This window comes from Streptomyces sp. SID5643 (genome assembly GCF_009872555.1).
Taxonomy (GTDB): domain Bacteria; phylum Actinomycetota; class Actinomycetes; order Streptomycetales; family Streptomycetaceae; genus Streptomyces; species Streptomyces iakyrus.
Map to the genome: position 1 here is coordinate 1 of NZ_WWIC01000012.1, position 25,577 is coordinate 25,577.

Consider the following 25,577-nt stretch of genomic DNA (forward strand, 5'->3'; position numbering starts at 1 on the left):
GGCCGTGTCGCCCCGGTGCTCGCCGCGCAGCAGGAGCGCACCGCCGAAACCGATCACCGCGGCGGCCAGGACGGCCACCGCGACGGCGGCGCGGCGCAGCCCGGCCCCAGGCGGGACGGCGCGGTTGGAGCGGCGGGTGGTCTCGCGGGCGACGGGAGGCAGCTCCTGCGTCAGGGCCTCGGAGCCGGCCTGCCCCTTCCACGGCAGCGCGACGGACTCGTAGCCGCCGGGGTCGCGGCCGGACTCCTGCCGGGCCGGGTCACGGCCGGTCTCCCGCTGGAACTCCCGCATCAGTTCCGCGAGGGCGTCGGTGCGGCGGGGCCGCAGGACCCGGATGGGTTCGAGGGCCGGGCCGTCATGCGGCGGCCGGGGCTCGGACGGTGTCGACACGCTGTACTCCTTCGTACGGGCCGGGGGCGCCCGTCTTCGGGGATCGTCCTGCCGCTAGATACGCGGCCTGCGCGTCCGGGGTTCAGCGACCGGGCGGGCCCGGCCGGCAGAGCACTCAGTACCTCCCGCGATGTGCACTGAGTGCCACCTCTGATCTTCCGGGTGCTACGTTCGCGCCCATGAGCTCCGAGAAGGACGAGGCCGGTGCCGGAAAACCACCCATGCGGGACGCCCTGGTGGCGGCGGCCTTCCGGCTGTTCCTCGAGCGGGGGTACGAGCAGACCACCGTCGACGACATCGTGACGCTCGCCGGTGTCGGACGGCGCTCGTTCTTCCGGTACTTCCCTTCCAAGGAGGACGTGGTCTTCCCGGACCACGAGCGGTGCCTGGCCGACATGACGGCCTTCCTGGCGGGCGGCTCGGACGACGACGAACCCGTGGGGCGGGTCTGCGACGCGGCGCGGCTCGTGCTGCGCATGTACGCCGAGAACCCGACGTTCTCGGTGCAGCGTTACCGCCTCACCAGGCAGGTGCCGGGGCTGCGCGCCTATGAACTGTCGGTCGTGTGGCGCTACGAGCGGGCCCTCGCCGAGTACCTGCGCCGGCGCTTCGCCACCCGCCGGGAGGGCATCCTTCAGGCCGACGTGATCGCGGCGGCGGTGGTGGCGGCGCACAACAACGCGCTGCGGTCCTGGCTGCGTTCGGACGGGCGGGGCGAGGCGAGCACCGCGGTCGACCACGCGCTGGCCTACGTGCAGTCGGCGTTCGGGGCCGTGCCGGTGCCGCCGGTGGCGGAGCAGCCGGAGGACGTGGTGATCGTCGTGGCGCGGCGCGGGGCGCCGCTGTGGCGGGTGGTGCAGGAGATCGAGGCGACGCTGGGGCGGGGCTGAGCGCCCTCACATTGAGGGTACGGAGTGCCTTTACGAGTGGCACTGAGTGCCATACTCTGTGCTGCGTGCACGGTGGCACGGCGAACCGCGCACACGTGTGCGCGGGTGATCGCGTGCGCGGATTCCGGCCGAGTGCAGGGAGTTGACCAGCGTGTACCACTCAGGAAGCGTCGCTCAGCAGGCAGCCGGCTCCGCGACGGGTCTGCTCGACCCGAGGGGCCAGAACCAAGAGGCCATCCTCTTCCAGCGCTGCACCTGGTGCGGCACCGCCATGTACCACCGGCTGCTGTGTCCGGTGTGCCGGGGCAGCGAGCTGCGCACGGAGCGCGCCGAGGGCACGGGCACCGTCCGCCACTCCACGGTGGTGCACCGCAACACCCCCGCGGCGCGCAACGTGTCGCAGATAGAGATGGCCGAGGGCTTCGTCGTGCGGGGCCGGGTGATGGGTCCGCCGATCGGGATCCACAGCGGGGACCGGGTGCGGCTGTCCACGGCCAAGGACCCGGTACGGGGCGAGCCGGTCTTCCAGCTCCTGGACGAGCCGTACCGGGCCTGGAGCTGACGCCTCCTCAGCCCGCGATCAGCTCGTCGGTGCGCACGGGGCGTCCCGTCTCGAAGCTCCGGTTCGCCGCCAGGCCCACCACGAGGGCGAGCGCCCCGTCGCGTTCGGTGGCGGTGGGGCGGGCCGCGGTACCGGTGTCCGCCGTGCGGGTGGGGCCGACGGGCCCGAACAGCGCGTCGAGCATGCGCGGGTCACCTCCTCCGTGGGCCTCGTGGGCGACCGCGAGCGGCACGTCCCGCGGGGGCTGCCACAGCGGGCGCAGGGTGAGACGGGCGCCGCCCGCGTGCTCGGCCGCCGTGTCGCCGTGCACCGCGCCCACCGCTGAGGTGATCCGGCTCAGCGGCGGCTGCCAGCGGCTCTCCTCCACATCGAGCTCCAGCCGTCCCGCACTGCCGTTGAACATCACCCGGTAGCCCTCCCAGGGGGAGTAGGCGGTCAGGTGGTACGTCATCGTCGCGCCGCGCGCGTAGCGCACCAGGACGGACATGTCGTCCTCGATGGTGACCGGCCCGTCGAAGACGTTGCGGTCGCGCAGGTAGCCGTCGTCGCGTTCGGCGTCCAGGTAGAGGGCGCGCAGGGTGGCGTCGGCCGCGAGGTCCAGGGCGAAGGGGTCGTCGGCGGCCGGCTCGGCGCCGTGGGCGCGGTCGTAGTCCCGCCGCAGTCCGTGCCGCTCCCCCGCCTCGCGGCCGTAGAAGCCGAGCCGCCCGTAGCCGAAGGCCTCCCGGGGCTCGTCGGCGAGCCACCAGTTCACGAGGTCGAAGTGGTGCGAGGACTTGTGCACCATCAGGCCGCCGCTGTGCCGCTTCTCGCGGTGCCAGCGGCGGAAGTAGTCGGCGCCGTGCCGTACGTCGAGCAGCCACTCGAAGTGGACCGACAGCACCTCGCCGACCGCGCCGTCGGCGAGCAGATCGCGGACTGTCTCGTGCACCGGGTTGAAACGGTAGTTGAAGGCGACCGTCAGGGAGTTGCCGGTAGCGCGGACGGTGTCGAGGATGCGGGCGCAGCGCCCGGCGTCGACGGTCATCGGCTTCTCGGTGACGACCCGGCAGCCCGCCTTCAGGGCCGGGACGATGTAGCGGTCGTGCTCGGCGTCGACGGTGGTGACGACGACCTCGTCGATGCCCTCCCCGGCGAGCAGGTCGGTGAACCGGTCGGGCTCCCACGTGGTGGCGGCCGGTGCGCCGGTCTCGGCCAGCAACCGGTTGTGGAAGGCCATCCGGGTCGGACTGGGGTCGCACAGCGCGGCCACGACATGGCCGGGGCGCCGGGCGAGACCGCGGGTGAACAGCTGGGCCCGGTGGCCGGTACCGACGACGGCTGCGCGCAGGACGGGAGTTCGGCTCATGGCAGGTGCCCTTTCCCGTGCACGGGGTCCCCACTCCCCCACGGCCGAAAGCGCTTGCCGGATCTCAGAGGACGATGCGGATGCCCACCGTGCCGTCCACGCCCCGGCGCAGCCGGCTGCCCAGCAGGGTCAGCCGGCCCGTCAGGCCGTACTTGCGGCCGATCAGCCGCCGGTAGCGGGCGGTGGTGGCCACGTCGCAGATCTCCGCCGTCGCGGGTACCTGGTCGCCGGTGGGGTTGCCGCGCAGATCGCAGGGGCCGACCAGCACGTCGGCGCGGTTGCGGATCCGCTTCACCTTCCAGGAGTCGGCGGCCGTCCACACACCCAGCGCCTGCCCGTCGCGTACCACCCAGACCGGGGTGGCCACCGGCGTGCCGTTCCTGCGGTAGCTGGTGACCAGCAGGTACTTGCCCGCGCCGAGTTCGTCCAGCGTCCTGTCGTCCATGGCGGGAAGTGTACGAGCGTGCCCCCGGGTTCAGCGCAGCGCCGCCGCCATCCTGCGCACCGCCTCCGTGAGCACCTCCGGCGAGGCCGCCAGGTTGAGGCGGGCGTGGCCGGTGCCGCCGGTGCCGAAGGGAAGGCCGGAGCTGAGGGCGACGCGGCCGCGGTGCAGGAAGACGTCGGCCGGGTCGTCGCCGAGCCCGAGGGCGCGGCAGTCGAGCCAGGCCAGGTAGGTGGCGTCGCCGGGCCGGTAGCGGATCGCGGGCAGGTGCTCGGCCAGCAGGTCCGCGAGCAGCCGCCGGTTGTCGTCGAGGCCGGCCAGCAGGGCGTCCAGCCAGGTGACGCCGTCGCGCAGGGCGGCGGTGTGGGCGATGACGGCGACGTGGCTGGGGCCGTGCCCCACCTCCTCCGGCATGCGTTCCAGGTCGGCGGCGGCCCCGGGCCCGGCGATCGCGAGGGCCGCCTTGAGCCCGGGCAGGTTCCAGCCCTTGGAGGCCGACATCAGGGACAGGCCGCGCTCGGCGCCCGGCACGCTCAGATACGGCACGAAACCGGCGCCGCCGAGCTCGAGCGGGGCGTGGATCTCGTCGGCGACGACGCGCACGCCGTACCGGTCGGCAAGGCGGGCGACGGCGGACAGTTCCTCTTCCGTGTGCACGGTGCCGGTCGGATTGTGGGGGTTGCACAGCAGGTAGGCGGCTCGCCGCCTGCCCGCGACGGCCTGCCGGAACGACGACTCCAGGACGTCCGGGTCGATGCGCCCGTCCGCCCCGAGCGGGGCTTCGGCCACCTGCCGGTCCATGTGCTCCACGAACAGGTAGAACGGCGGGTACACCGGCGGGTTCACGACCACCGTGTCACCGGGTCCGGTGACGAGTTTGAGCATTTCGACGACACCCAGCATGACGTCGGGCACGATCGCGGTGCGCTCCACGGCGAGTCCCTCCCAGCCCCACCGCTTCCCGGCGAAGGCGGCCAGGGCCTCCGCGTAGGCCGTACCGGCCGGGTAGCCCGTGTCGCCGAGGTGGAGCGCGTCGGTGACGGCGCGCACCACGGGCTCGGCGAGCGGCACGTCCATCTCGGCCACCCACAGCGGCAGCACGTCTTCCGGGTAGGTGCGCCACTTCATGCTGGTGCGCTGCCGCAGGCGGTCAAGAGGGAGGGCTTGCAGGGGATTCGGTTCACCGGACGACTCGTGCGGGATCCTGGTCATGGACACACGATAGGGGGCTGTGCGGTGAGCGGGAATCGTGCGGACGGCGGGGCGGTGGGCGCGTCGCTGGAGATCGCCTGCGACGAGTCGGGATCGGACGGTGAGAACCTCACCGGCGGCAACACGGACGTGTTCGCGCACGCCGGGGTGTCCCTGTCCATGGCGTCGGCCGAGGCGGCGGTGCGGGAGATCCGGGACAGGATCCGGTCGCCGGCCGAGGAGTACAAGGCGACCCACCTGCTGCGGGAGAAGCACCGCGCGGTGCTGGAGTGGCTCCTCGCGCCGGAAGGCCCGATGCACGGGCGGGCGCGGGTGCACCTCATGGAGAAGACGTACTTCGTGGTGGACCGGGCCCTCGGCCTGCTGCTGGACGACGCGGCCGAGGCGGCCGTCCTGTTCCGCGCGGGGCGTCCGGTCTTCGGGGAGGACGGCTGGCGGGCGTTCCTGGAGGCGGCCAACCAGTTGCTGCGGGTCCGCCACGACGGGGACCCGGTCGACGCCTTCTACGGCACCGTAAGCACCCTGCTGCGGGCACATCCGGGGACGGACGTGGCACGGATCCTGGAGCAGCTCGCCACGACCCGGCCCCGGGCGGTGGCGTACCGGGACGGGTTCCTGGCCGGGCCGCCCCTGGTACCGCTGCTCAACCCGCTGCTGCCGGCGATCGTGCGGACGGCCGCACTCTGGAGCGGCAGCGGGCGGCCGGTTCACCTCGTGCACGACCGGCAGAACATGCTGACGCCGGAGCGCATCGCGTGGATCGAGGACACGGCGCGGCTGGCGGGGATCGGCCTGGCCGGGCTGCGGCTGGTCGTGGCGCGTGACGACGCGCGGGTGCAGGTGGCGGACTTCCTCGCCGGGATCGCCCGCAAGATCGCCTCCGACGAGCTGAACGGCCGCGGGGACCCGGCGCTCACCGCCCTGCTCAGGCCCTACGTCGATCCGGACTCGGTGTGGGGCGACGCGCGCAGCGGGGCCCTGCTCGCGGCCCCGGTCACCGGCTGACGCCGAAGAGATCACCGGTGCGCTGAACACGGCACGGCTCCGCCCCGTATGGAATGAAGGGCACTCAACTCAAGGAGGGCCCCGCGGTGTTCGCATCGTGATGTTCTGGTTCGGGAGCCATGCATGAGGCACGCACGACGACGGGTCGTCCGGCGAGTGACGCGGCTGGCGGCCGTCGGCGGACTCATCCTCGGAGGAGCGATGGTCACCAACGCCGTGGCGAGCGAGCCGTCGGCCCCGGTCATCGGCGTCCCGTTCACCGCGCCACCGGCGACGGGCGAGGGCACCGACCTCGTGTCCCGGCTCGGGAACGCGCGCACGGCGGGCAGCTGGATCGACTCCGCCGGACGGCCGGTCGTCGCCGTGACCGACGAGAAGGCGGCCGCCGAGGTGAAGCGCGCCGGCGCACAGGCCAGGATGGTCCGTCACAGCATGAGCGACCTCAAGTCCGCCGCGGCGACGTTGCGTTCGGCCCCCCGGGTGGCCGGCACCTCGTGGGCCCTGGACTACAAGAGCAACCAGGTGGTGGTGCGCGGTGACAGCACCGTCTCCGCCTCCGACTGGTCCCGGATGACCGAGGTCGCCGAGGGCATCGGCTCCTTCGTGCGAATGGAGCGCACCGAGGGCACGTTCACGACCCGGCTCAACGGCGCGCAGCCCATCCTGTCGACCGCCGGGCGCTGTTCCGCGGGGTTCAACGTGACCGACGGGAAGAGCGACTTCATCCTCACGGCGGGGCACTGCGGGCCCGACGGCTCCGTCTGGTTCGCCGACGACCGGGGCCGGCAGCAGGTCGGCACGTCGCTCCGGGGGAGCTTCCCCGGTGACGACTACTCCCTCGTGAAGTACGACGGCGGCCGTGCGGGCAAGGACGCGGACGTGGTGGCGGTCGGTGACGGCAAGGGCGTGCGGATCACGGGCGTCGCCGACGCGGAGGTCGGGCAGAAGATCTTCCGCAGCGGCAGCACCAGCGGACTGCGCGAGGGAGAGGTGACGGCGCTCAACGCGACGGTCAACTACCCCGAGGGCACGGTCACCGGCCTCATCGAGACGAACGTGTGCGCCGAACCCGGTGACAGCGGAGGCCCGATGTTCGCCGACGGCATCGCGATCGGCCTGACCTCGGGCGGCAGCGGGGACTGCCGGGCGGGGGGCACGACGTTCTTCCAGCCCGTGACGAAGGCGCTGACCGAGCTCGGCGTCAAGCTCATCGTGGCGAAGTCGTCCGGTGGCACGGGCGCCGCACCCGCGCCGTCGGCCTCGCCGGGTGCGGCCTCGCCCGGTTCGTCGGCGCCGATCACGGGCACGGACGTGTCGACGCTGCTGAGCCGTCTCACCGACCCGCGCAATGTGGGCCCCGGCATGCTCGTCATCGCGGGCAGCCTCGTGGCCCTGGTGGCGACCCGGTGGATCCGCGCGGAGCAGGACCGCAAGGCGTACCGGCAGTACTACTCGGCCACTTGGGGATGACGCGGGTGGCCCGGGGGCCGCGGGACGGGCCCGTCAGCCCAGGGTGAGGAGCACGGTCGCGATGCCCGCTCCCAGCAGCCCCACCGCCTGACGGCGGCTGGGCGCTCGTGCAGCAGGGCGAGGCCCAGCACCACGGGGAGGGCCGGGTACAGGGAGGCCAGGACCACGGCGACGGCCAGCAACTGCCGCTGGGCGGCGAGCAGATACAGCACGAGCCCGAGGGCCGCCCCGGCCCCGATGAGAACGGCCTGGGCGCAGCGGACCGGCGGCAGCCTCAGCCGTCGGATGTGCCGTGCGGCGTCCGGCAGCAGGACGAGGACCGCGGCGACCCGGCCCGCGGCGACGGGCCACAGCCCGCTTCCCGGCCCGGCCTGGCCGAGGGCGAGGTACTGCACGGCGACGCCCAGGCTGGCGACCAGTCCGTCCGCCGTCCCCTTCCCGGTACCGGACCTGCCGCCGGCGACGAACCACAGCGCGGGGACCGTGACGGCGATGCCCAGCCAGGCGACGGCGCCCGGACGGTCGCCGAGGACGAGCACCCCGCACAGCACCGACAGCGCGACACCGGTGACGGCGCTCACCGGCACCACGACGCTCATGTCCCCTCTGCTCAGCCCGCGGTTGAGGAACCACATGGCCGTGCCGCTGCCGACGCCGGACAGCGCTCCCCAGAGCAGGTCTGCGGGGTGGACGGCGTCGGCGGGCAGGAGAAGCGCGGCGGCGCAGGCGAGCAGCAGCCCGCCCAGCTGGCCGAGGAAGGTGACGGCCGCGTGATGCACGCGCCGGGACAGCAGGCCGCCGGCGAAGTCGACGATGCCGTAGACGACGGCCGAGGAAAGTGCGAGAAGGGCACCCATTGGATCAGGGGTGCCCTTCGACGAGGGTCCGATGCGTCAGCGCGCCGGGACGATGGTCAGGCCGCGGGAGCCGGCTGCGGGGCCGCGGCGGCCCACTCCAGGACGAGCCGCTGGTACTCCTCGCGCTGCTCGACGCTCAGTGTCCCGCCCGACCGGCGCCACAGCGCACGGATCTCCTCGTTGACCTCGTCAGCCGATCGCTCGGATGATGATTCAACAGTGGTGGACATGCTGTGAAGCATACGTCGCCGGACGTGAAGGCGATGTGAGTAATCACGAGCTAAACAGGCATTTCGGACAGTGTTACTGATCACGTCCATCTCCCGGTAAACGTGAGGCTGTTCACATCAGCCGCCTGTGAGTACCTTTCGTTCACCGGGAAGTTCGCCGTCGTTCACGCTTCGGCCGACCCCAGCACCAGCACCTTGATGGCCAACACGGCCGCGCCGCGGGCCCAGTCGTGGAAGTCGGACACCTTCGTCTCCAGACCGACCGGGGCGGCCAGCGGGTGACGGTGCTCACGGATCGTCGCCTCGACCGTCTTGCCGGCCACGTCCATGAGCCCGACCCCCTCCCCCGCGAGCAGGATCTTCTGCGGCATCACGAAGTTCGAGATCTGCGCGACGAGCGTACCCAGGGCGCGGGCGGCCTCGTCGACGACCCGGGCGGGCATCGGGTCCCCCGCGGCGGCCAGGGCGAGGATCTCGTCGTAGGTGGGGTCACCGCCGGTGGCGGCCCGCACCTGGTAGCGGATGCTGGGGATGGTCAGCAGCGAGACGGCGCTGCCGCGCCTGCCGTCCGGGGTGAGCGGCCCATGGGGGTCGACGATCCAGTGCCGGCCGAAGCCGCGGTCCTCCTCCGCGAAGGGCACCCGCCTGCCGCCCAGCACGAGCCCGTAGCCGAGGCCGGCGCCGATAGTGAGGACGACGAAGCGCTCCAGGCCGCGTCCGGCGCCGAACCAGGTCTCGGCCTCGACCAGCGCGGCGACGTCGTTCTCGACGAACACCGGCAGTCCGGTGCGCTGCTCGACCAGGCCGGCCAGGGGCACGTCCCGCCACAGCAGGAAGGGGGATTCGCCGACCACGGCACGGTCCTGGACGAACCCGCCGACCCCGATGCCGATCCCGGCGAGGCGGGGGTGCCCCTCGCCCAGTTCGGCGGTCATCCCGGCCAGTACGTCGGCCACTTCGGCGGGGTCGTGGGTGGTGAGCGGGCGGTCGTGGCGGGCGACGATGTGACTGCGCAGAGTGGTGACGACCCCGTAGACCATGTCCTCGGTGATCTTGAAGCCGAGGAAGAAGCCCGAGTCGGCGACGACGTCCAGGGGCTGGGAGGGGCGGCCCTGGCGCGACTCCGCGGGCGCGTCGGCTTCCGGCACCTCGACGAGCAGGCCCGACTCGATCAGCGGCTTGGTCAGCCGGGTGAGACTGCCGGCCGACAGACCCAGCCGGCGGGCGAGTTCGGTGCGCGAGAGCGGGCCGTGGACGAGTACTTCGATCGCCACGGAGCGCTCCCCCGCGCTCAGTGGCAGCCAGCCGGCGGTGCCTTCGGTCATGACGGTCCGACCCCCTTCTCTCTTTTTTTCGCACCGAAACCAACATGACCACTCTACGGCGGCGTCGGTTCGTGCGAAAAGATGTTTGCCGACCTCTTGACGCAGTAATTGTTTCGCACCAAAAGTAAGTCCCGCCAGAGGACGAGCCGCCGCAGCGAGGGAGTCTCCGATGACCATCGCCTCCAGCAGTCCTCCATCACGTCTGCCCACGGGCGGCGCGGCGGAGGCCAGCAGCACGACCGGAACGCGACAGGGGGTGTCCGGGGAGGACCGGGGGGACGGCCGGCTGGCCGCGCTCTTCATCGCGCCGGCTCTGCTCGGCTTCCTCGTCTTCCTGCTCTGGCCGACCCTGCGGGGCATCTACCTGAGTTTCACCCGCTTCAACCTGCTGACGCCGGCGGAGTGGGTGGGCCTGGACAACTACGTCCGCATGGTCAACGACCCCATCTTCTGGGACTCCCTGTGGGTCACCGTCGAGTACGTCGTCATCAACATCGGCGTGCAGACGGTCGCGGCGCTCGCCATCGCCGTCCTGCTCCAGCGTCTTACGCAGTCGGCGATGCTGCGCGGGATCGTGCTGACGCCGTACCTGATGTCGAACGTCGTCGCCGGTCTGGTCTGGCTGTGGATCCTCGACACCCAGCTCGGCATCGGCAACGAGATCATCAGCGGCCTCGGAGTGGACCGCATCCCCTTCCTCGCCGACGAGACCTGGGCGATCCCGACGATCGCCCTCATCAACGTGTGGCGGCACGTGGGGTACACCGCCCTGCTGCTGTTCGCCGGCCTCCAGGCCATCCCGAACGACATGTACGAGGCGGCCCGGGTGGACGGCGCGAGCGAGTGGCGGATGTTCTGGCGGATCACCATGCCCCTGCTGCGTCCGGTGCTCGCAGTCGTGCTGATCATGACGGTGATCGGGTCGTTCCAGGTGTTCGACACCGTCGCCGTGACCACCGCGGGCGGCCCGGCGAACGCCACCAACGTCCTGCAGTACTACATCTACGGCTCGGCCTTCGGCCGCTTCCAGTTCGGCTACGCCTCGGCCATGTCCGTCGCCCTGCTGGTCGTACTGAGCGCGATCACCGTCCTCCAGTACCGGCTCACCCGGGCCGGCCGGACCGACCTCGGCTGACGGAAGGGAGACACCGCCATGACTGCCGTGACGACAACGACACCGACACCGACACCGACACCGACCACCCTGCGGCCGGTCCGGCGCAGGTTCCCCTTCGGGCGGGCCGCCGCCTGGACCGTGATGGGACTGATCGTCCTCATCACCCTGCTGCCGTTCTACTGGATCCTGCGCACCGCGCTCTCCACCAACGCGGGCCTGAGCACCGACCCCACCAACCCCCTGCCGGTGGACCTCACCACCGGCGGCTTCGAACGGGCGCTGGGCCTGCAGTCGGCCGAGGAGGCCGTCGCACAGGGCGGCGCGGGCGGCGGGCTGGACTTCTGGCGCTACCTGCTCAACTCGGTGCTGGTGTCGACCCTGATCACCGGATGCCAGATCTTCTTCTCGGCGATGGCCGCGTACGCCTTCTCCCGGCTGCGCTGGCGGGGCCGGGACAAGGTGTTCGGGCTGTTCCTGGCCGGGATGATGGTGCCGGCCATCTTCACGCTGCTGCCGAACTTCGTGCTCATCAAGCAGCTGCATCTGATCGACACGCTCCTCGGCATCGCGCTGCCCACCATGTTCATGACGCCGTTCGCGGTGTTCTTCCTGCGCCAGTTCTTCATGAACATCCCCAAGGAGGTCGAGGAGGCCGCGCTGCTCGACGGCGCCGGGAAGATCAAGATCTTCTTCCGGGTGGTCCTGCCGATGGCGTCCACGCCGGTCGTCACGCTGGCCGTGCTGACGTACATCACTTCCTGGAACGACTACTTCTGGCCGCTGATGGTCTCCTACAGCGACAGCTCACGCGTGCTCACCGTGGCGCTGGCGGTCTTCCGGGCGCAGACCCCGCAGACCGGCGTCGACTGGTCCGGGCTCATGGCCGCGACGCTGATCGCCGCGCTGCCGATGCTGGTGCTGTTCGCCTGCTTCGCCCGCCGCATCGTCAGCTCCATCGGCTTCACCGGGATCAAGTAAGGGGACTGTGATGCGAATTCGACTTCGTCCGCTCGTCGCGGTGACCGGAGCGCTGGCGTTGTCCCTGGTCGGCGGATGCGCACAGGGAGGTGCCGCCGGATCGTCCGCGAAGACCGTCACGTACTGGCTGTGGGACGCCAACCAGCTGCCCGCCTACCAGGCGTGCGCCAAGGGGTTCGAGAAGGAGAACCCCGGCCTGAAGGTGAGGATCACGCAGTTGGGGTGGAGCGACTACTGGACCAAGCTCACCGCCGGGTTCATCGCGGGCACCCAGCCGGACGTGTTCACCGACCACATCCAGAACTTCGGCCAGTTCGCCGACCTGAAGGTCCTCGAACCGCTCGACGGCCTCGGCATCAAGGACTCCGACTACCAGCCGGGCCTCGCCGCGAACTGGATCGGCCAGGACGGCCACCGCTACGGCGCCCCGAAGGACTGGGACACGGTCGCGCTGTTCTACAACTCCGGGATGACCCGGGCGGCCGGGCTCACCGCCGAGCAGCTGAACGACCTCTCCTGGAACCCGCGGGACGGCGGCACCTTCGAGAAGGCCATCGCCCACCTCACCGTCGACAGGAACGGCAAGCGGGGCGACGAGCCGGGCTTCGACAAGAACAACGTCAAGGTCTACGGCATGGCCAGCAACGGCGGCGGCTTCGGCGACGGCCAGACCCAGTGGAGCAACTTCGCCGCGTCCGCCGGGTGGAACTACCTCGACAAGCCGCGCTGGGGCACGAAGTACCAGTACGACAGCAAGACCTTCCAGTCCGTCATCCAGTGGTACTTCGGGCTGGCGAAGAAGGGCTACATGCCACCGCTGTCCGACTACAACGTCCAGTCCAACCAGGCGAACACCCAGGTGGCGGCGGGCAAGGCGGCCACCGCGTTCGACGGGGCCTGGATGATCTCCACCTACGCCGGCTTCAAGGGCAAGGACATCAAGACCGCCCTGACGCCGGTCGGCCCGACCGGCAAGCGCGCCACGATGATGAACGGCCTCGCCGACTCGATCACCAAGGCCTCCAAGAACAAGGCGGGCGCCCGCAAGTGGGTGGCCTACCTGGCCTCGGACCGGTGCCAGACCGTCGTCGGCAAATCCGGCGTGGTCTTCCCCGCCACCCCGGCCGGGACCGAGGCCGCCGTCGCCGCGTACCGGGAGAAGGGCATCGACGTCTCGGCGTTCACCGAACCCGTCGCCGACAAGAAGCACTCCCGGACCTTCTCCTACCCGATCGCCAGCTACTCGGCGGACATGACGGCGCTCATGACCCCTGCCATGGAGGACATCTACGGCAACGGCAAGCCCGTGAGCAGCCTCGATCAGACCAACGACCAGATCAACCTCATCCTCTCCCAGTGAAGGGCACCCGCTCCATGACGTTCTCCATCGGCATCGTCGGCGCCGGGCAGTTCTCGGGCCAGTTCGCCACCCTGTTCCAGGCCCATCCCGGCGTCGGCGACGTCTACGTCACCGACCTGCTGCCCGGGCGGGCCGAGCAACTCGCCACCACCCAGGGTCTCGCGGGCACCTTCCCGTCCTACCAGGCCATGCTGGAGTCGGAGGAGGTCGACGCCGTCGCGATCTTCACCCAGCGCTGGACGCACGGGCCGCTGGTGCTCCAGGGCCTGAACGCCGGCAAGCACGTGTACTCCGCCGTCCCCATGGCGATCAGCACGGAGGAGATCGCGGCGATCATCGACGCGGTCAAGGCCACCGGACTGACCTACATGATGGGCGAGACCAGCGAGTACAACCCGGCCACGGTCCACGCCCGCAACCAGATCGCCCAGGGCGCCTTCGGCCGGCTCTTCTACGCCGAGGGCGACTACGTCCACGACATGGACCTGGGGTTCTACGAGGCCTACCGGTACAGCGGCGGCGAGAACTGGAAGGCGACCGCCAGCTATCCCCCGCTGCTGTACCCGACGCACGCGGTCGGCGGGGTGCTGGGCGCCTGGAAGACCCACGCGGTGAGCGTGTCGGCGATCGGTGTCGTCGACGACCGGGGCGACGGCGTCTTCGACAAGGACGTCAGCCAGTTCGGCAACGACGTCTCCAACGCCACCGCGCTGTTCGAGGTGGCGGGCGGCGGCTCGTTCCGCACGAACGAGTTCCGGCGGGTCGGCTATCCCTCGCACATACGGGAGTCGCGCTTCCGCTTCTTCGGTACCGAGGCGAGCATGGAGCAGCTCGCCACGGTCGCCCTGTGGCAGGACAAGCAGGGGGTGAAGGACATCAGCGACCTGCTGGAGCCCAAGCCCACCATGGCGCCCGACGACCCCTCGCTCCAGCACATCGCGCCGGAGCTGCGGGCCGCCTTCACCTCCGGGTCCGCGCCCGTGCACGACCGGGCGCGCCTGCCGAGGGAGTTCGACCACCTGCACAACGGCCACGAGGGCAGCCACCACTTCCTGGTGGACGACTTCGTGACCGCCGTCAACGACCGCACGCTGCCGTCGGTCAACGCCTGGGTGGCCGCGCGCTACACCCTGCCGGGCATCATCGCGCACGAGTCGGCACGGCAGGGCGGGGCCAGGCTGGAGATCCCGGACTTCGGGGACGCGCCCCAGTAGGGGACGCGGGGTGCGAGCCGGGTGCCTGTGATCAGGTGCCCGGCTTGCGGCCGTACACGAAGACGTCGTCGCCCTTCTTCAGCAGCGACCAGTACTTCTTGGCGTCGGTCTTGGTCATGTTGACGCAGCCGCGTGAGCCGGGCGGGTTCCACATGCTGACGTTCGCCTGGTGGAAGGCCTGGCCGCCGTCGAAGAACTGGGCGTAGGGCATCGGCACGTCGTAGATGGACGAGACGTGGTCGATGTTGCGCCAGTAGATCTTCTTCAGGCCGGTGCGGGTCTCGTCGCCGTTACGGCCGGTGCGGACCGGGACGGGTCCGTAGACGAGCTTCTTGCCGTCCTGGATCCAGCTCAGCTGGAGCGTCAGGTTCACACAGGCGATGCGGCCCTTGTTCACCGGGCACTTGCCGTCCTTGTTGGGGTTCGACCCGACGGCCTTCTGCTTCTGCATCAGGTCCATCACGCCCCAGGTGACGGAGCCGGCGTAGCCGATGTTCGGCGAGATGCCGTGCTTGGTCTGGAAGGCCTGGATGGCCTTGCAGTCGGCGGCGGACTGCTTGCCGTCGACCGGCCGGCCGAGGAACTTCTCGACCTTCTTCTGGTACGGGCCGGCCTGCGTGGTGCAGCTCGCGGCCTGCGCCGGTGCGGCGCCGAGTGCGAGCGTGATCGGTGCCACCAGACCGGTGATCCCCAGTGCGACGGCGCTCCGTCTGCGTACGTCCCCCATGGCTGGTCATGCCCTTTCGCGAAAGCGGTTCTGCGATGTCTGCCAGCTAGACGGCCGGAGGACGGTTCCGGTTGTGCGATCGGCGGGGCTGCGACGGAACAGTGACATTCCTCATGGAGCGGCCGGGCGGGGTGCGCGGACGCCTACAGGCGAAACCGACGCCGTAAGTTGCACATATAGGCATACGGCGTAAGCTTACGGATATGACGTAGTTCTCCTCCCGTCGCCCGGAGCGCGTGATGATCGAGACGTCTTCACCCCCAGCAGCGGAACCGCCCTCGCCCCGGGTGATCGTGCTCGTGCCCGCCTACAAGGAAGTGGATTCACTCCCCCAGGTGCTGGAGGCACTGCGGAGGCAGACGCGTCCCGCGGACCGCGTCATCGTGACGCTCGATCCGCACCGGGAGAGCGGCCGGACGACGCAACTGGAACGGATCGCCCACGCGGCCGGGGCCGAGGTCTGGCATTCGGCCGGCAACCGGCACAAGAAGGCCGGCAACCTGAACGGGGCACTCGGCAGGCTGCTGCCCGAGGTCTGCGACCAGGACGGGATCCTCGTCCAGGACGCCGACACCTATCTGGATCCCCACTTCATCGAGGTGACCCGCAGGAAGATGGGCCAGGGGTACGGCGCTGTCGGCGGCAACTTCCGCGGTCGCTCCGGCGGCCGGCTGTGCGGGGCCTTCCAGCGCAACGAGTTCGCCCGGTACGCCCGGGACACGGCCCGGAAGAAGGGCAAGGTGCTGTGCCTGACGGGCACCGCGTGTCTTTTCCGGGCGGGAGCCCTGAGAGACGTTCTCGACGCCCGGAGATCGGGCCGGCTCCCACCGGCCGACGGCGTCTACGACACGAAGGCGCTGACCGAGGACAACGAACTCACGCTGGCCCTGAAGCACCTCCATCACCGCATCGTCGCCCCGCCGCGGGCCACGATGACCACGGAAGTCATGGAGACCTGGAGAGCCCTCGCCCGACAGCGGCTTCGCTGGAAGCGCGGCGCTCTGGAAAACCTGATCGACTACGGCGTCACCCGGTACACCGCCGAAGGCTGGGCCCGACAGGTCGTGGCCTTTCTCGGGGCGTCGGTGTCGGCCGCCTACGTCGGTTTCGTCATCTGGTACCTCGCCGTCGGCGCGGGGCTGAGGATCGCTCCGTTCTGGATCGCCTTCACGGCGTTCTACGCCATCGAGCGGGCGATCACCGTGAAATCGCGCGGCTGGCGGGTGTCGGTCGCCTCGATGCTGGTGCTGCCCGAATGGTGCTACGACCTGTTCCTCCAGGGCGTCCACCTGCGCGCACTCGCGGACACGGCCCTGCGCAGGGACCGCACCTGGTGACACCCGGACGACTTGCTCAAGGAAACGCGCGCCGAGAAAGGAAGAAATCATGGCGAACTATGTGGGCGCCGGCACCACAGCCGGTGGAACCACCGGGGCCGGCCTGCTGCCGGTCACCGGGGGCCCCGGAAGTGTCTGGTTCTGGATCGTCGTCTTCGTTCTGGTCTCGGCGGGATGCGCCGCGCTGCGGCTGATCCCGCGCAAGGCCGGGGACGAGACCTGACAGGGTCGCCGAGGTGGGGCCACTGAAGTGGCCCCACCCGCACGTGCGGGAGGTCCGGAATGAGGAAGGTGATCCGCCTTCTGAGTATCGGCCTGATTCTGGCCGGACTGACTCTGGGCGGCTTCGGGCTCGTCCGCGACCGGCAGGCCGACAAGGCCTACGACCACACGCAGCAGGCACTGCGCGACGACCTCCGGCAGTCGGCCGCACCACGGGAGAAGGCCCATGAGGAACCAGCCGCTCCGCGCGCGGGCGGGGCCTTCGCCGTACTGCGCGTTCCCCGGTTCGGGCAGGAATTCGCCCCCGTGATCGTCGAGGGCGTCTCCCGGAGGGCTCTCGAGAAAGGCCCCGGGCACGTCCCCGGGACGGCACTTCCGGGCGAGAGGGGCAACTTCGCGGTCGCGGGTCATCGGACGGGGTGGGGAGAGCCCTTCAAACGGCTCCCGGAGCTGCGGAAGGGCGACACGATCGACGTCGAGTGGAAGCGGACGACGTACACCTACCGGGTCACCCACAGCAAGGTCGTGGAGCCCTCGGACGTCGGTGTCCTCCTTCCCGTTCCCGGCGAACCGGGGGCACGGCCCGACAAGGCCCGGATCACCCTCATCACGTGTACGGACCGCGGCTGGGACGGCACGTACGTCCACCGGTTCGTGGTGTGGGGCGAACGGGACAGGCCGTGACGGCGCGGGACATCTCCGCGGAGGAGGCAGGTGATGGTGGACGGCGCGGGACCGGGCGGCGACGAGGACGGACGTCCGGGCAGGCTCAGTCGCGAGCGGGTCCTCGCCGCGGCCCTGGACCTCGTCGACCGCGAAGGCCTTCCGGCCCTGACCATGCGCCGGCTGGGAGCCGAGCTCGGTGTGGAGGCCATGTCCCTGTACCGCTACGCGCCGGGCAAGACCGCGCTGCTGGACGGCGTGGTGGAGGCGCTGTTCCTGCAACTGGAGGAGCGCCTGGCCCGGACACCCGCCCCGCAGACGGCGGCCGAGGCCGCGGGCCCCGAGTGGCGGGCCGAACTGCATCGCATCGCCCGGATCACCTACCAGGTCTGCCTCGACCACCCCGAGGGTGCTCCCCTGATCTTCACGCGTTTCACCGAGGTGCCGCTGGCGCGCAGGGCGCCGGCGATCCTCAGGGACCACGAGCGGGTGCTCGACGCGCTCGGGGGCGCCGGCTTCGAGGGAAGCCGGTCCGCCCCGGTCCTGCGTGCCTTCACCGCCTGGGTCCTCGGGTACGTGTCCGTGGAACTGCGCGCCGTGGTGGACAACCCCCGGGAGCCGGATCCCGCGTTCCGGCTCGGCCTGTACCGCATGCCGTCGGAGGAGCTGCCGAGGCTGCGCGCGACCGCACCCGCTCTCGCCGAGCGGGGCGGTCCCGAAGGTCTGGCGGCCGGACTGGACGCGCTGCTGGACCGCTTCGTCGAGAGGGGCCTGTGACGGTCCCGCAGCGCCTCCCCGTCACCGGTATCCGGTGACGTCCGCGGGCTTGCCCGCGTCCTGCACCTCCACGAGGTACCGCCAGGCGTCCGGGCGGCTGCCGTCGAGGTCGGTGAAGCCGTACACCTGGGCGAGTCCGCCGCTGGACAACGACTGCCCGTTCCAGCGCGCCACGTCCGCGTCGGCGGCGAGTGCGGCCACGGCCCGGCCCACGTAGTGCGGGGTCTCCGAGATGGCGAAGTGCGGGACGCGTTCCAGTGCGTCGCGCCAGTTCTCCTCGCTCACCCCGTAACCGTCCAGCATGATCTCCGAGCGCAGCCAGCCCGGGGTGAGGGCGACGGCGGTGGCGCCGCGCGGGCCGAGTTCGTGGCCGAGGGCGAAGGCCATGCGCAGCACGGAGGCCTTGGCGAGGTCGTAGAAGAAGTTCACGCGGTAGTTCTCGGCGTTGTAGTCGGCGGTGCCGTCGGTGACCTCGACGACCAGGCCGCCGGGGTTGCGCAGCAGCAGGGGCAGGGCGTAGTGGCTGGTGACGGCGTGCGTCTCGACGGCGAGCCGGAGCAGGCGCAGGCCCTTGTCGAGGTCGTGCTCCCAGAGAGTCGACTCCCACTCGAAGAGCGTCTCGCCGCCCCAGATGTCGTTGACGAGGACGTCGAGGCGGCCCTGTTCGTCCGCGATCCGGTCCACGAGCGCGCGGACCTGCGCCGGGTCGAGGTGGTCGGTGGGGACGGCGATGCCCCGGCCGCCGGCGGCGGTGACCAGGTCGGCGGTGTCCTCGATGGTCTCGGGCCGGTCGTACTCCGAGCGGCGGGCGCGGGTGGTGCGGCCGGTGACGTAGACCGTGGCGCCGGCCGCGCCGAGTTCGACGGCGATCCCCCGCCCGGCGCCCCGGGTCGCACCGGCGACCAGTGCGACCTTGCCCTGCAACGGAGCTGACATGTCCGACCTCCTGTGACCGTGGCTGCTTGTCGCCTCCAGAGTCGCGGGTAAGCCGGACATCTTCTGTCGCCTTTTACCGGCGACACGCGATCAGTGACCCCGGGCGATCCATTCGTGGAGCTGCGGGGCCTCCGCGCCGATGGTGGTGGAGTCGCCGTGGCCGGTGCGGACCTTCGTCTCGGGCGGCAGGGTCAGCAGTCGGTCGCGGATCGAGTCGATGATCGTCGGGAAGTGCGAGAAGGACCGGCCGGTGGCGCCGGGGCCGCCCTGGAAGAGGGTGTCGCCGGTGAAGACGGTGCCGAGGCCCGGGTCGTAGAGGCAGACGGCGCCGGGCGCGTGCCCGGGGGTGTGCAGGACGCGCAGGTCGGCGCCGCCGGCCTCGATCGTCTGGCCGTCGACGAGCCAGGCGTCCGGCTCGCGGTCCGGGTGGGTCTGCTTCCACAGCGGCAGGTCGTCGTGGTGCAGCCAGATGGTGGCGCCGGTGCGCTCGGCCAGGGCGGGGGCGGCGTCGATGTGGTCGTTGTGGGCGTGCGTGCACACGATGGCGGTGAGCCGCCGGTCCCCGACGGCTTCGGCGATGGCGTCGGCGTCGTGGGCGGCGTCGATGACGATCGCCTCGTGGTCGTCGCCGACGATCCACACGTTGTTGTCGACGTCCCAGGTCCCGCCGTCGAGGCTGAACTGCCCGGAGGTGACGAGGTGTTCGATGCGGGTCGTCATCACAGCACCACCACCGAGCGCAGCACGTCGCCGTGGTGCATCCGCTCGAAGGCCTTCTCCACCTCGTCGAGTTCGATCGTCTCCGTGACGAACGCGCCGAGGTCCAGACGGCCCTGAAGGTGCAGGTCGATCAGCATGGGGAAGTCACGGGAGGGCAGGCAGTCGCCGTACCAGCTCGACTTCAGCGCTCCGCCGCGGCCGAAGACGTCGAGCAGCGGCAGGTCGAGCTTCATCTCGGGTGTGGGGACGCCGACGAGGACGACCGTGCCGGCGAGGTCACGGGCGTAGAAGGCCTGCTGGTACGTCTCGGGGCGGCCGACGGCCTCGATGACGACGTCGGCGCCGAAGCCGCCGGTGAGCTCGCGGATCGCCTCGACCGGGTCGCTCTCGCGCGAGTTGACGGTGTGGGTGGCGCCCATGGAGCGGGCGGTCTCCAGCTTGCGGTCGTCGATGTCGACGGCGATGATCGTCGCCGCTCCGGCCAGCTGTGATCCGGCGATGGCCGCGTCGCCGACCCCGCCGCAGCCGATGACGGCGACCGAGTCGCCCCGGCCGACGTTCCCGGTATTGATCGCGGCGCCGATGCCGGCCATCACACCGCAGCCCAGCAGTCCGGCCACCTGCGGGGCCACCCGCGGGTCGACCTTGGTGCACTGGCCGGCCGCGACCAGCGTCTTCTCGGCGAAGGCGCCGATGCCGAGGGCCGGGGAGAGCTCCTGGCCGGTCGAGGCGAGGGTCATCTTCTGCTGCGCGTTGTGGGTGTCGAAGCAGTACCAGGGCCGCCCGCGCAGACAGGCCCGGCACTTCCCGCACACCGCACGCCAGTTGAGGATCACGAAGTCACCGGGCTCGACATCGGTGACGCCGGCGCCGACCGCCTCCACCACGCCGGCCGCCTCGTGGCCGAGCAGGAACGGGAACTCGTCGTTGATGCCGCCCTGCTTGTAGTGCAGGTCGGTGTGGCACACCCCGCAGGCCTGCACCCGCACCACCGCCTCCCCCGGGCCGGGGTCGGGCACCAGGACCGTCTCGATCCGCACCGGCTCGTCCTTGCCGGGGGCGATCACGCCGCGTACTTCCTGGGCCATGGTGCTGACTCCTTCATCGGCCGGGGTCCGTTCCTCTCCGACCCTACGCGCGACTGATCGGTAAGGGACGCGGATCGGCCACCCACCTCGGCCGGGAAAGACCCGAAAGGGCAGGCCGGGCGGGGCGTCGGCGACGTAGCCTGAACGCTCCGCCGACGCCCAGGGAGCGCCGTGAGCCTCGCAGAGACCGATACCGCCGCACCCGCGTGGCGGCAGCTCCTCGGATACGTACGGCCGCACCGCTGGTCCCTGCTGGCCGGCGCGCTGCTCTCGCTGGTCACCGGGGCGACCGGGCTGCTGCTGCCGCTGGTGGCGCGGGAGCTGATCGACGACCTCTCGCACGATCGGGCCATCACCGGCGCCCTGCTGGCGATGTCGGCCCTGGTCGTGGCCAACGCGGCGGTGGGCGCGCTGGGTTCCTACGTGCTGACCCGCACCGCCGAGTCGGTGGTGCTCGGCGCGCGGCGTGCCCTGTCGTCGTATCTGCTGCGGCTGCGGATCACGGCCGTGGACCGCAGCGAACCCGGGGACCTGATGGCCCGCATCACCTCCGACACGACCCTGCTGCGCGCGGTCACCACCGACTCGCTGGTCGGCCTGGGCACGGGCGGGCTGACCCTCATTGCCACGGTGGTGATGATGGGCGTGGTGGACTCCGTGCTGCTGGGCGTCACCCTGGCCGTGATCCTGGGCGCCGGTGTGGTTCTCGGGGTGATCGTGCCGCGCATCAACAGGGCGAGCCGGCAGGCGCAGGACGCGGTCGGTGTCATGGGTGCCTCGCTGGAGCGGATCCTCGGCGCCCTGCGCACGGTGAAGGCGTCCGGCGCGGAGCACCGTGAGGAGCGGACGCTGCACGAGGCGGCGCAGGAGTCGTGGCGGCAGAGCGTGCGGGCCGCCAAGTGGTCGGCGGCCGCGGGCAACACCGCGGGGCTGTCCATGCAGGTCGCCTTCATCACGGTGCTCGCCGTGGGCGGCGCACGGGTCGCGACCGGCGCGATCGACGTGGGCACGCTGGTCGCGTTCCTGCTGTTCGTCTTCTACCTGATGTCGCCGATACAGCAGGTCGTCGGCGCCGTCACCCAGTACCAGACGGGCGCCGCGGCCCTCACTCGCATCGAGGAAGCCCTGCGCCTGCCCGCCGAACCGGCCGCCGAGGCCGCCCCGCTGCCCTCCCCCGGCGCCGAGCCCGCCGCCCTCGCCTTCGACGACGTGCGATTCCGCTACGCCGACGACCTGCCCTACGTCCACCACGGAGTGACCTTCACCGTGCCAGCGCAGGGCATGACGGCGTTCGTCGGCCCGTCCGGCGCGGGCAAGACCACCGTCTTCTCTCTGATCGAGCGGTTCTACGACCCCGAGTCCGGCGTGATCACGCTGGACGGGCGGGACCTGAACGACTGGGAGCTGCCCCGGCTGCGCGCCGCGATCGGCTACGTGGAGCAGGACGCGCCGGTCCTGTCGGGCTCCCTGCGGGACAACCTGCTGCTGGGCAACCCCGAGGCCGACGAGGACGCTCTCGCGCGGGTGCTCAAGACGACCCGCCTCGACGGCCTGGTCGCCCGGCTGCCCGCCGGCCTCGACACGCTGGTCGGGCACCGCGGCACGAAGCTGTCCGGCGGTGAGCGCCAGCGCGTCGCCATCGCCCGCGCCCTGCTGCGCCGGCCCCGGCTGCTGCTGCTCGACGAGGCGACCTCGCAGCTGGACGCGGTGAACGAAGCGGCGCTGCGCGACACGGTCGCGGACGTGGCCCGTACGACCACGGTCCTCGTCGTGGCGCACCGGCTGTCGACGGTGACGACGGCCGACCGGATCGTGGTGATGGACGCGGGCCGGGTCCGGGCCGTCGGCACGCACCGCGAACTGGTGACGGCCGATCCGCTCTACGCGGAGCTGGCGGCGACGCAGTTCCTGGCCGCCGCGGACTGAGTCCGGGCATGCGTGAGGGCCGCCCGGTTCCGGGCGGCCCCCGGCGTGCGCCGCGGTCAGCGGATGTTCGGTACGAAACCGAAGACCGGGGAGACCAGACCGACGACCTGGTTCAGCTGGTCGAGGTCGTTGAGGCGGTTGAGCCCGGCCAGCTGCGAGGAGGGCCGCGGGATCTCGTCCTTGTGCTCGGCGGGAATGTCGCTCACGGTCAGCGAGTCGAGCGCGGACATCGGGCTGAGCGGACTCTTCGCTTCCGCGTCGGCCGCGTTCGCCATCGGTGCGGCGAGGCCGGTGACCCCAGCGGCGAGACCAACGGCGGCGACGATACGTCGTGTTGAGATCATGCCTGTCGCAACGCGCACGGGTCCCCGGCGGACACGGGCGGGCGGCATCGCTCACCCGTCAGGCCCAGTGTTCCGGTTGCGCTTGCCGAGCCCGCCGGGCGGGAGGACGCTCGACAGGAGAGGCCTTTCGCGGCCGGCGTCCGCCGGGCCGCGGCCCTTCGAAGGAGGTCATCATGGGAACCGCGGCAGACCCCGCCTTCGACCGGGACACCCTGCGCCAAGGCGTGGAAGGGGATCCGGACATCCTGCTCTCCCTGTACGCCGACGATGCGGAGCTGCGCATCGTGGACCGCACGACCCAGCCCAGCCACCCCAAGGTCCTGCACGGCCGGGAGGAGATCGGCCGGATGCTGGAGGACGTCTACAGCCGCGACATGTCGCACAAGCTGGAGCGGTGCGTCATTCAGGGCGACGAGGCGGCCTACAGCGAGAGCTGCCAGTACGCGGACGGGGTGCGGGTCCTGTCCGAGTCCATGATCGGGCTCCGCGACGGCAAGATCGCAGAGCAGACGCTGGTCCAGGCCTGGGACGAGTAGCGGGAGCGTCTTCGGGCACCGCTGGGGCGTGGCCGGGCCGCCGCCCGGCGACTCGGTGTCGCCGGGGTGTGATCAGCGCATCCAGGCGCTGTACGCCATGACGTCGCCTTCCTCGACTCCGTACGCGGGATCCGGCCGCGTGAGGGTGCTCTCCAGTCCGAGAACGGTGCCGGTGGCCGGGTCCATGATCAGCATGTGGCGGACTCCGCGGCTGTCGTTCACGTAGGCCTGGCCGGGCCGGCCCAGACGGTCGGTCACCTTGCCGACCGGCCGCAGTCCCTCGGCGCCGGCCAGGAGCCGGGCGAGCGCCGCGCTCTCCCGTGCGCCGAGGGTCCAGTGGTCGAGCAGCGTGGCCATGGCGTCGAGCAGCTCGGGCGTGTTCAGCGGGGTGTCGGTGTACTGAGCCTTCATCAGGTAGGCGCGCAGTCGGGCCGGGTCGCGGGGTGGCGGCGACTTGGGCGGGGCGTCGCTCCAGCTCGGCGGGTAGGTCCGGTCGACGAGGACGTGGCCGTCGTCGACGAGGTGCGGTTCGCCGCCCGCGTCCGAGAGGACCGGGCGGCCCGGACGCCTCGGGTCCGTCGCCACGACGAGCTCGGTGTGGCTGTCGTCGGCCCGCCAGCGCACGATGCGCTCTTCGGGCAGCGTGATCGGGGGCTTGTCCTCGGACATGCCCAGACTCCAGGACTGCACGTGCGTGCCCTTGCGCAGGCGGGGCGCGTCGTCGGCCCCGGCCGCGGCCGAAGCCCGCTCGGCCATGCGGTGCAGGGGCACCGGCGTGGAGCCGGTCTCGACTACCAGCGGTCGGGGCGCGGCGACCGCGGGCGGAGTGCTCGGTCCGCTCAGCACGAGGGTGAGGGTCAGGGCGGCGACGACGGCGGTGGCGACCGCGCCCCAGGCCAGCCGGAGCCGGCCGGACCCCGGGAACAGCAGGTCCCGCAGGCGGCCGGGGAGCACACCCGGTCGGCGCCCCGGGCGAGCGGGCAGCCCGTTCCCCGGGCCGCACAGCAGGTGTTCGAGCCTGCGCTCGGCGTTGTGGTCCAGAGGGCCGTCGCCGAAGTGGGGGCCGTCGGGCGGCGCGGGGTCGGCGTCGCGCAGCAGTTCGAGTTCGTCAGCCATGGCCGTGTTCCTTCGGGGCGGTCATGCAGGAGTGCTCGGCGACCGGGGGTTCGGGACGCATCCGGTCGATCTCGGCTCTGAGGCGGCGCCGGGCCCGGTGCAGCCGCATGGACGCGGCCCGGGTGCCGCAGCCGAGGACGACGGCGACCTCCTCGATGCCGAGTTGCTCCCAGGCCGTCAGCCGCAGCACCTCCTGGTCGGCCGCGGAGAGCCGGGCGAGTGCCTCGTGGACCCAGCCGCCGGGTGTGTCGGCGTCGGGGCCCGCCGCGATGTGCCGGCCGTGTGCGGTGTCGTCGTTGCCGAGCCGGTCGACGAGCCGGCGGCGGCGTCCGTGGCCGCGCACCGCGTTGGCCAGGCAGTTGCGTGCCACGCCGTACAGCCACGGCAGCGCGACCGCCGGGAGGTCGGCCCGGCGCCGCCAGGCGACCGTGAACACCTCCGCCACCACTTCCTCCACGTCCCCGGCCCGCCCGTCCAGTCGCCGGGCGACGTAACGGCTGACCGCCCAGTAGTGCTCGCGGTAGGCAGCGGCGAAGATCTCGTCGTTGCTCATGTCCCGTTCCTGTCCGGCACCTTCCGGATCGTCACACCCGATTGCGTGGTGCTCGTCGCGTCGGTGCAGTGTGACTCCCGGCCGGGGCGCGGACACAGGCGGGGCATGAGGCACCTCAAGTGGCTGACGACGACGGACCACAAGACGATCGGCACGCTGTACCTGGCCACGTCGTTCGCGTTCTTCGTCATCGGTGGCGTGATGGCGCTGTTCATGCGCGCCGAGCTGGCCCGGC

Annotated in this window: 27 protein-coding genes and 1 pseudogene; 14 read left to right on the forward strand and 14 right to left on the reverse strand. The window is 71.4% G+C overall.

Annotation, left to right across the window (positions count from 1 at the left end; translation table 11 throughout):
- A pseudogene (locus GTY56_RS01095) lies at window positions 1-390 on the reverse strand (peptidoglycan-binding protein); the annotation flags it as partial.
- A 221-nt stretch (window positions 391-611) separates the two neighbouring features.
- On the opposite strand from GTY56_RS01095, the gene GTY56_RS01100 reads away from it, so the two are divergent.
- The gene (locus GTY56_RS01100; protein ID WP_202509591.1) at window positions 612-1,280 is read left to right on the forward strand and encodes a TetR family transcriptional regulator; all 669 of its coding nucleotides are present in this window, start codon (window positions 612-614) and stop codon (window positions 1,278-1,280) included.
- 151 nt (window positions 1,281-1,431) lie between these two features.
- Window positions 1,432-1,842, forward strand: coding sequence for a zinc ribbon domain-containing protein (locus GTY56_RS01105; RefSeq protein WP_161361569.1), 411 nt, complete (start codon window positions 1,432-1,434; stop codon window positions 1,840-1,842).
- 7 nt (window positions 1,843-1,849) lie between these two features.
- Here GTY56_RS01105 and GTY56_RS01110 read toward each other — a convergent pair whose 3' ends face one another.
- From GTY56_RS01110 to GTY56_RS01120, 3 genes are all read right to left on the reverse strand, one after another.
- Entirely contained in the window at window positions 1,850-3,187 is a 1,338-nt protein-coding gene (locus tag GTY56_RS01110) for a Gfo/Idh/MocA family oxidoreductase (RefSeq protein ID WP_161361571.1), read from the reverse strand.
- 64 nt (window positions 3,188-3,251) lie between these two features.
- Complete coding sequence (locus GTY56_RS01115; protein ID WP_161361572.1) at window positions 3,252-3,632, reverse strand: PPOX class F420-dependent oxidoreductase; 381 nt, start codon at window positions 3,630-3,632, stop codon at window positions 3,252-3,254.
- Window positions 3,633-3,662: 30 nt separating this feature from the next.
- Window positions 3,663-4,841 (reverse strand): MalY/PatB family protein, encoded by a 1,179-nt coding sequence (locus tag GTY56_RS01120; RefSeq protein WP_161361574.1) that lies wholly within the window; start codon window positions 4,839-4,841, stop codon window positions 3,663-3,665.
- Window positions 4,842-4,865: 24 nt separating this feature from the next.
- Between GTY56_RS01120 and GTY56_RS01125 the strand changes: the two genes are divergently transcribed.
- Together GTY56_RS01125 and GTY56_RS01130 are read left to right on the forward strand one after the other, a co-directional pair.
- Entirely contained in the window at window positions 4,866-5,846 is a 981-nt protein-coding gene (locus GTY56_RS01125; protein ID WP_161361576.1) for a hypothetical protein, read from the forward strand.
- Window positions 5,847-5,969: 123 nt separating this feature from the next.
- Window positions 5,970-7,316, forward strand: coding sequence for a S1 family peptidase (locus GTY56_RS01130; protein WP_161361578.1), 1,347 nt, complete (start codon window positions 5,970-5,972; stop codon window positions 7,314-7,316).
- Here the strand turns inward: GTY56_RS01130 and GTY56_RS01135 are convergent.
- From GTY56_RS01135 to GTY56_RS01145, 3 genes are all read right to left on the reverse strand, one after another.
- Complete coding sequence (locus GTY56_RS01135; RefSeq protein ID WP_237524338.1) at window positions 7,295-8,173, reverse strand: EamA family transporter; 879 nt, start codon at window positions 8,171-8,173, stop codon at window positions 7,295-7,297. The two genes, GTY56_RS01130 and GTY56_RS01135, sit on opposite strands and share 22 nt — an antisense overlap.
- A 56-nt stretch (window positions 8,174-8,229) precedes the next feature.
- Complete coding sequence (locus tag GTY56_RS01140; protein ID WP_161361580.1) at window positions 8,230-8,415, reverse strand: hypothetical protein; 186 nt, start codon at window positions 8,413-8,415, stop codon at window positions 8,230-8,232.
- Between the two features lie 152 nt (window positions 8,416-8,567).
- Window positions 8,568-9,728 carry an ROK family transcriptional regulator gene (locus tag GTY56_RS01145; protein WP_161361582.1) on the reverse strand — a complete coding sequence of 387 codons (1,161 nt, stop codon included), beginning with the start codon at window positions 9,726-9,728 and terminating at the stop codon, window positions 8,568-8,570.
- A gap of 169 nt (window positions 9,729-9,897) precedes the next feature.
- Between GTY56_RS01145 and GTY56_RS01150 the strand changes: the two genes are divergently transcribed.
- From GTY56_RS01150 to GTY56_RS01165, 4 genes are read left to right on the forward strand one after another with little or no spacing between them, the layout of a single operon-like run.
- Entirely contained in the window at window positions 9,898-10,863 is a 966-nt protein-coding gene (locus tag GTY56_RS01150; protein ID WP_161361584.1) for a carbohydrate ABC transporter permease, read from the forward strand.
- A gap of 18 nt (window positions 10,864-10,881) precedes the next feature.
- On the forward strand, window positions 10,882-11,823 hold the full coding sequence (locus tag GTY56_RS01155) for a carbohydrate ABC transporter permease (RefSeq protein WP_161361586.1): 942 nt from the start codon (window positions 10,882-10,884) through the stop codon (window positions 11,821-11,823).
- Window positions 11,824-11,833: 10 nt separating this feature from the next.
- On the forward strand, window positions 11,834-13,183 hold the full coding sequence (locus GTY56_RS01160; protein WP_161361588.1) for an ABC transporter substrate-binding protein: 1,350 nt from the start codon (window positions 11,834-11,836) through the stop codon (window positions 13,181-13,183).
- Window positions 13,184-13,197: 14 nt separating this feature from the next.
- Window positions 13,198-14,397 carry a Gfo/Idh/MocA family protein gene (locus GTY56_RS01165; RefSeq protein ID WP_161361614.1) on the forward strand — a complete coding sequence of 400 codons (1,200 nt, stop codon included), beginning with the start codon at window positions 13,198-13,200 and terminating at the stop codon, window positions 14,395-14,397.
- Between the two features lie 31 nt (window positions 14,398-14,428).
- Here GTY56_RS01165 and GTY56_RS01170 read toward each other — a convergent pair whose 3' ends face one another.
- Window positions 14,429-15,124: a L,D-transpeptidase family protein gene (locus tag GTY56_RS01170; protein ID WP_161361590.1), complete on the reverse strand. Its 696-nt coding sequence runs from the start codon at window positions 15,122-15,124 to the stop codon at window positions 14,429-14,431.
- Window positions 15,125-15,363: 239 nt separating this feature from the next.
- On the opposite strand from GTY56_RS01170, the gene GTY56_RS01175 reads away from it, so the two are divergent.
- Genes GTY56_RS01175 through GTY56_RS01190 form a run of 4 tightly spaced genes read left to right on the forward strand, consistent with a single transcriptional unit; the run spans window position 15,364 to window position 18,123 of the window.
- Window positions 15,364-16,461: a glycosyltransferase family 2 protein gene (locus GTY56_RS01175; protein ID WP_161361592.1), complete on the forward strand. Its 1,098-nt coding sequence runs from the start codon at window positions 15,364-15,366 to the stop codon at window positions 16,459-16,461.
- A gap of 49 nt (window positions 16,462-16,510) precedes the next feature.
- On the forward strand, window positions 16,511-16,684 hold the full coding sequence (locus tag GTY56_RS01180) for a hypothetical protein (RefSeq protein ID WP_161361594.1): 174 nt from the start codon (window positions 16,511-16,513) through the stop codon (window positions 16,682-16,684).
- A 59-nt stretch (window positions 16,685-16,743) separates the two neighbouring features.
- Complete coding sequence (locus GTY56_RS01185) at window positions 16,744-17,367, forward strand: class E sortase (RefSeq protein ID WP_161361596.1); 624 nt, start codon at window positions 16,744-16,746, stop codon at window positions 17,365-17,367.
- 33 nt (window positions 17,368-17,400) lie between these two features.
- Window positions 17,401-18,123: a TetR/AcrR family transcriptional regulator gene (locus GTY56_RS01190; protein ID WP_161361598.1), complete on the forward strand. Its 723-nt coding sequence runs from the start codon at window positions 17,401-17,403 to the stop codon at window positions 18,121-18,123.
- Window positions 18,124-18,144: 21 nt separating this feature from the next.
- On the opposite strand, the gene GTY56_RS01195 is transcribed toward GTY56_RS01190, so the two are convergent.
- From GTY56_RS01195 to GTY56_RS01205, 3 genes are all read right to left on the reverse strand, one after another.
- Window positions 18,145-19,059: an SDR family oxidoreductase gene (locus GTY56_RS01195; RefSeq protein WP_161361600.1), complete on the reverse strand. Its 915-nt coding sequence runs from the start codon at window positions 19,057-19,059 to the stop codon at window positions 18,145-18,147.
- A 90-nt stretch (window positions 19,060-19,149) separates the two neighbouring features.
- On the reverse strand, window positions 19,150-19,779 hold the full coding sequence (locus GTY56_RS01200; protein WP_161361602.1) for an MBL fold metallo-hydrolase: 630 nt from the start codon (window positions 19,777-19,779) through the stop codon (window positions 19,150-19,152).
- Complete coding sequence (locus tag GTY56_RS01205) at window positions 19,779-20,867, reverse strand: S-(hydroxymethyl)mycothiol dehydrogenase (protein WP_161361604.1); 1,089 nt, start codon at window positions 20,865-20,867, stop codon at window positions 19,779-19,781. Before GTY56_RS01205 ends, GTY56_RS01200 begins: the two co-directional genes overlap by 1 nt.
- 171 nt (window positions 20,868-21,038) lie before the next feature.
- Between GTY56_RS01205 and GTY56_RS01210 the strand changes: the two genes are divergently transcribed.
- Window positions 21,039-22,793, forward strand: a complete 1,755-nt coding sequence (locus tag GTY56_RS01210; RefSeq protein ID WP_161361606.1) for an ABC transporter transmembrane domain-containing protein — start codon at window positions 21,039-21,041, stop codon at window positions 22,791-22,793.
- Window positions 22,794-22,849: 56 nt separating this feature from the next.
- Here GTY56_RS01210 and GTY56_RS01215 read toward each other — a convergent pair whose 3' ends face one another.
- Window positions 22,850-23,137, reverse strand: coding sequence for a hypothetical protein (locus GTY56_RS01215; RefSeq protein WP_161361608.1), 288 nt, complete (start codon window positions 23,135-23,137; stop codon window positions 22,850-22,852).
- Between the two features lie 173 nt (window positions 23,138-23,310).
- Between GTY56_RS01215 and GTY56_RS01220 the strand changes: the two genes are divergently transcribed.
- Window positions 23,311-23,673, forward strand: a complete 363-nt coding sequence (locus GTY56_RS01220) for a nuclear transport factor 2 family protein (protein WP_033312434.1) — start codon at window positions 23,311-23,313, stop codon at window positions 23,671-23,673.
- A gap of 72 nt (window positions 23,674-23,745) precedes the next feature.
- Here the strand turns inward: GTY56_RS01220 and GTY56_RS01225 are convergent, their stop codons facing one another.
- The gene (locus GTY56_RS01225; protein ID WP_161361610.1) at window positions 23,746-24,789 is read right to left on the reverse strand and encodes a CU044_5270 family protein; all 1,044 of its coding nucleotides are present in this window, start codon (window positions 24,787-24,789) and stop codon (window positions 23,746-23,748) included.
- Window positions 24,782-25,342 (reverse strand): RNA polymerase sigma factor, encoded by a 561-nt coding sequence (locus tag GTY56_RS01230; protein ID WP_161361612.1) that lies wholly within the window; start codon window positions 25,340-25,342, stop codon window positions 24,782-24,784. The genes GTY56_RS01225 and GTY56_RS01230 overlap by 8 nt, the downstream gene beginning before the upstream one ends.
- Between the last annotated feature and the right edge of the window lie 235 nt (window positions 25,343-25,577).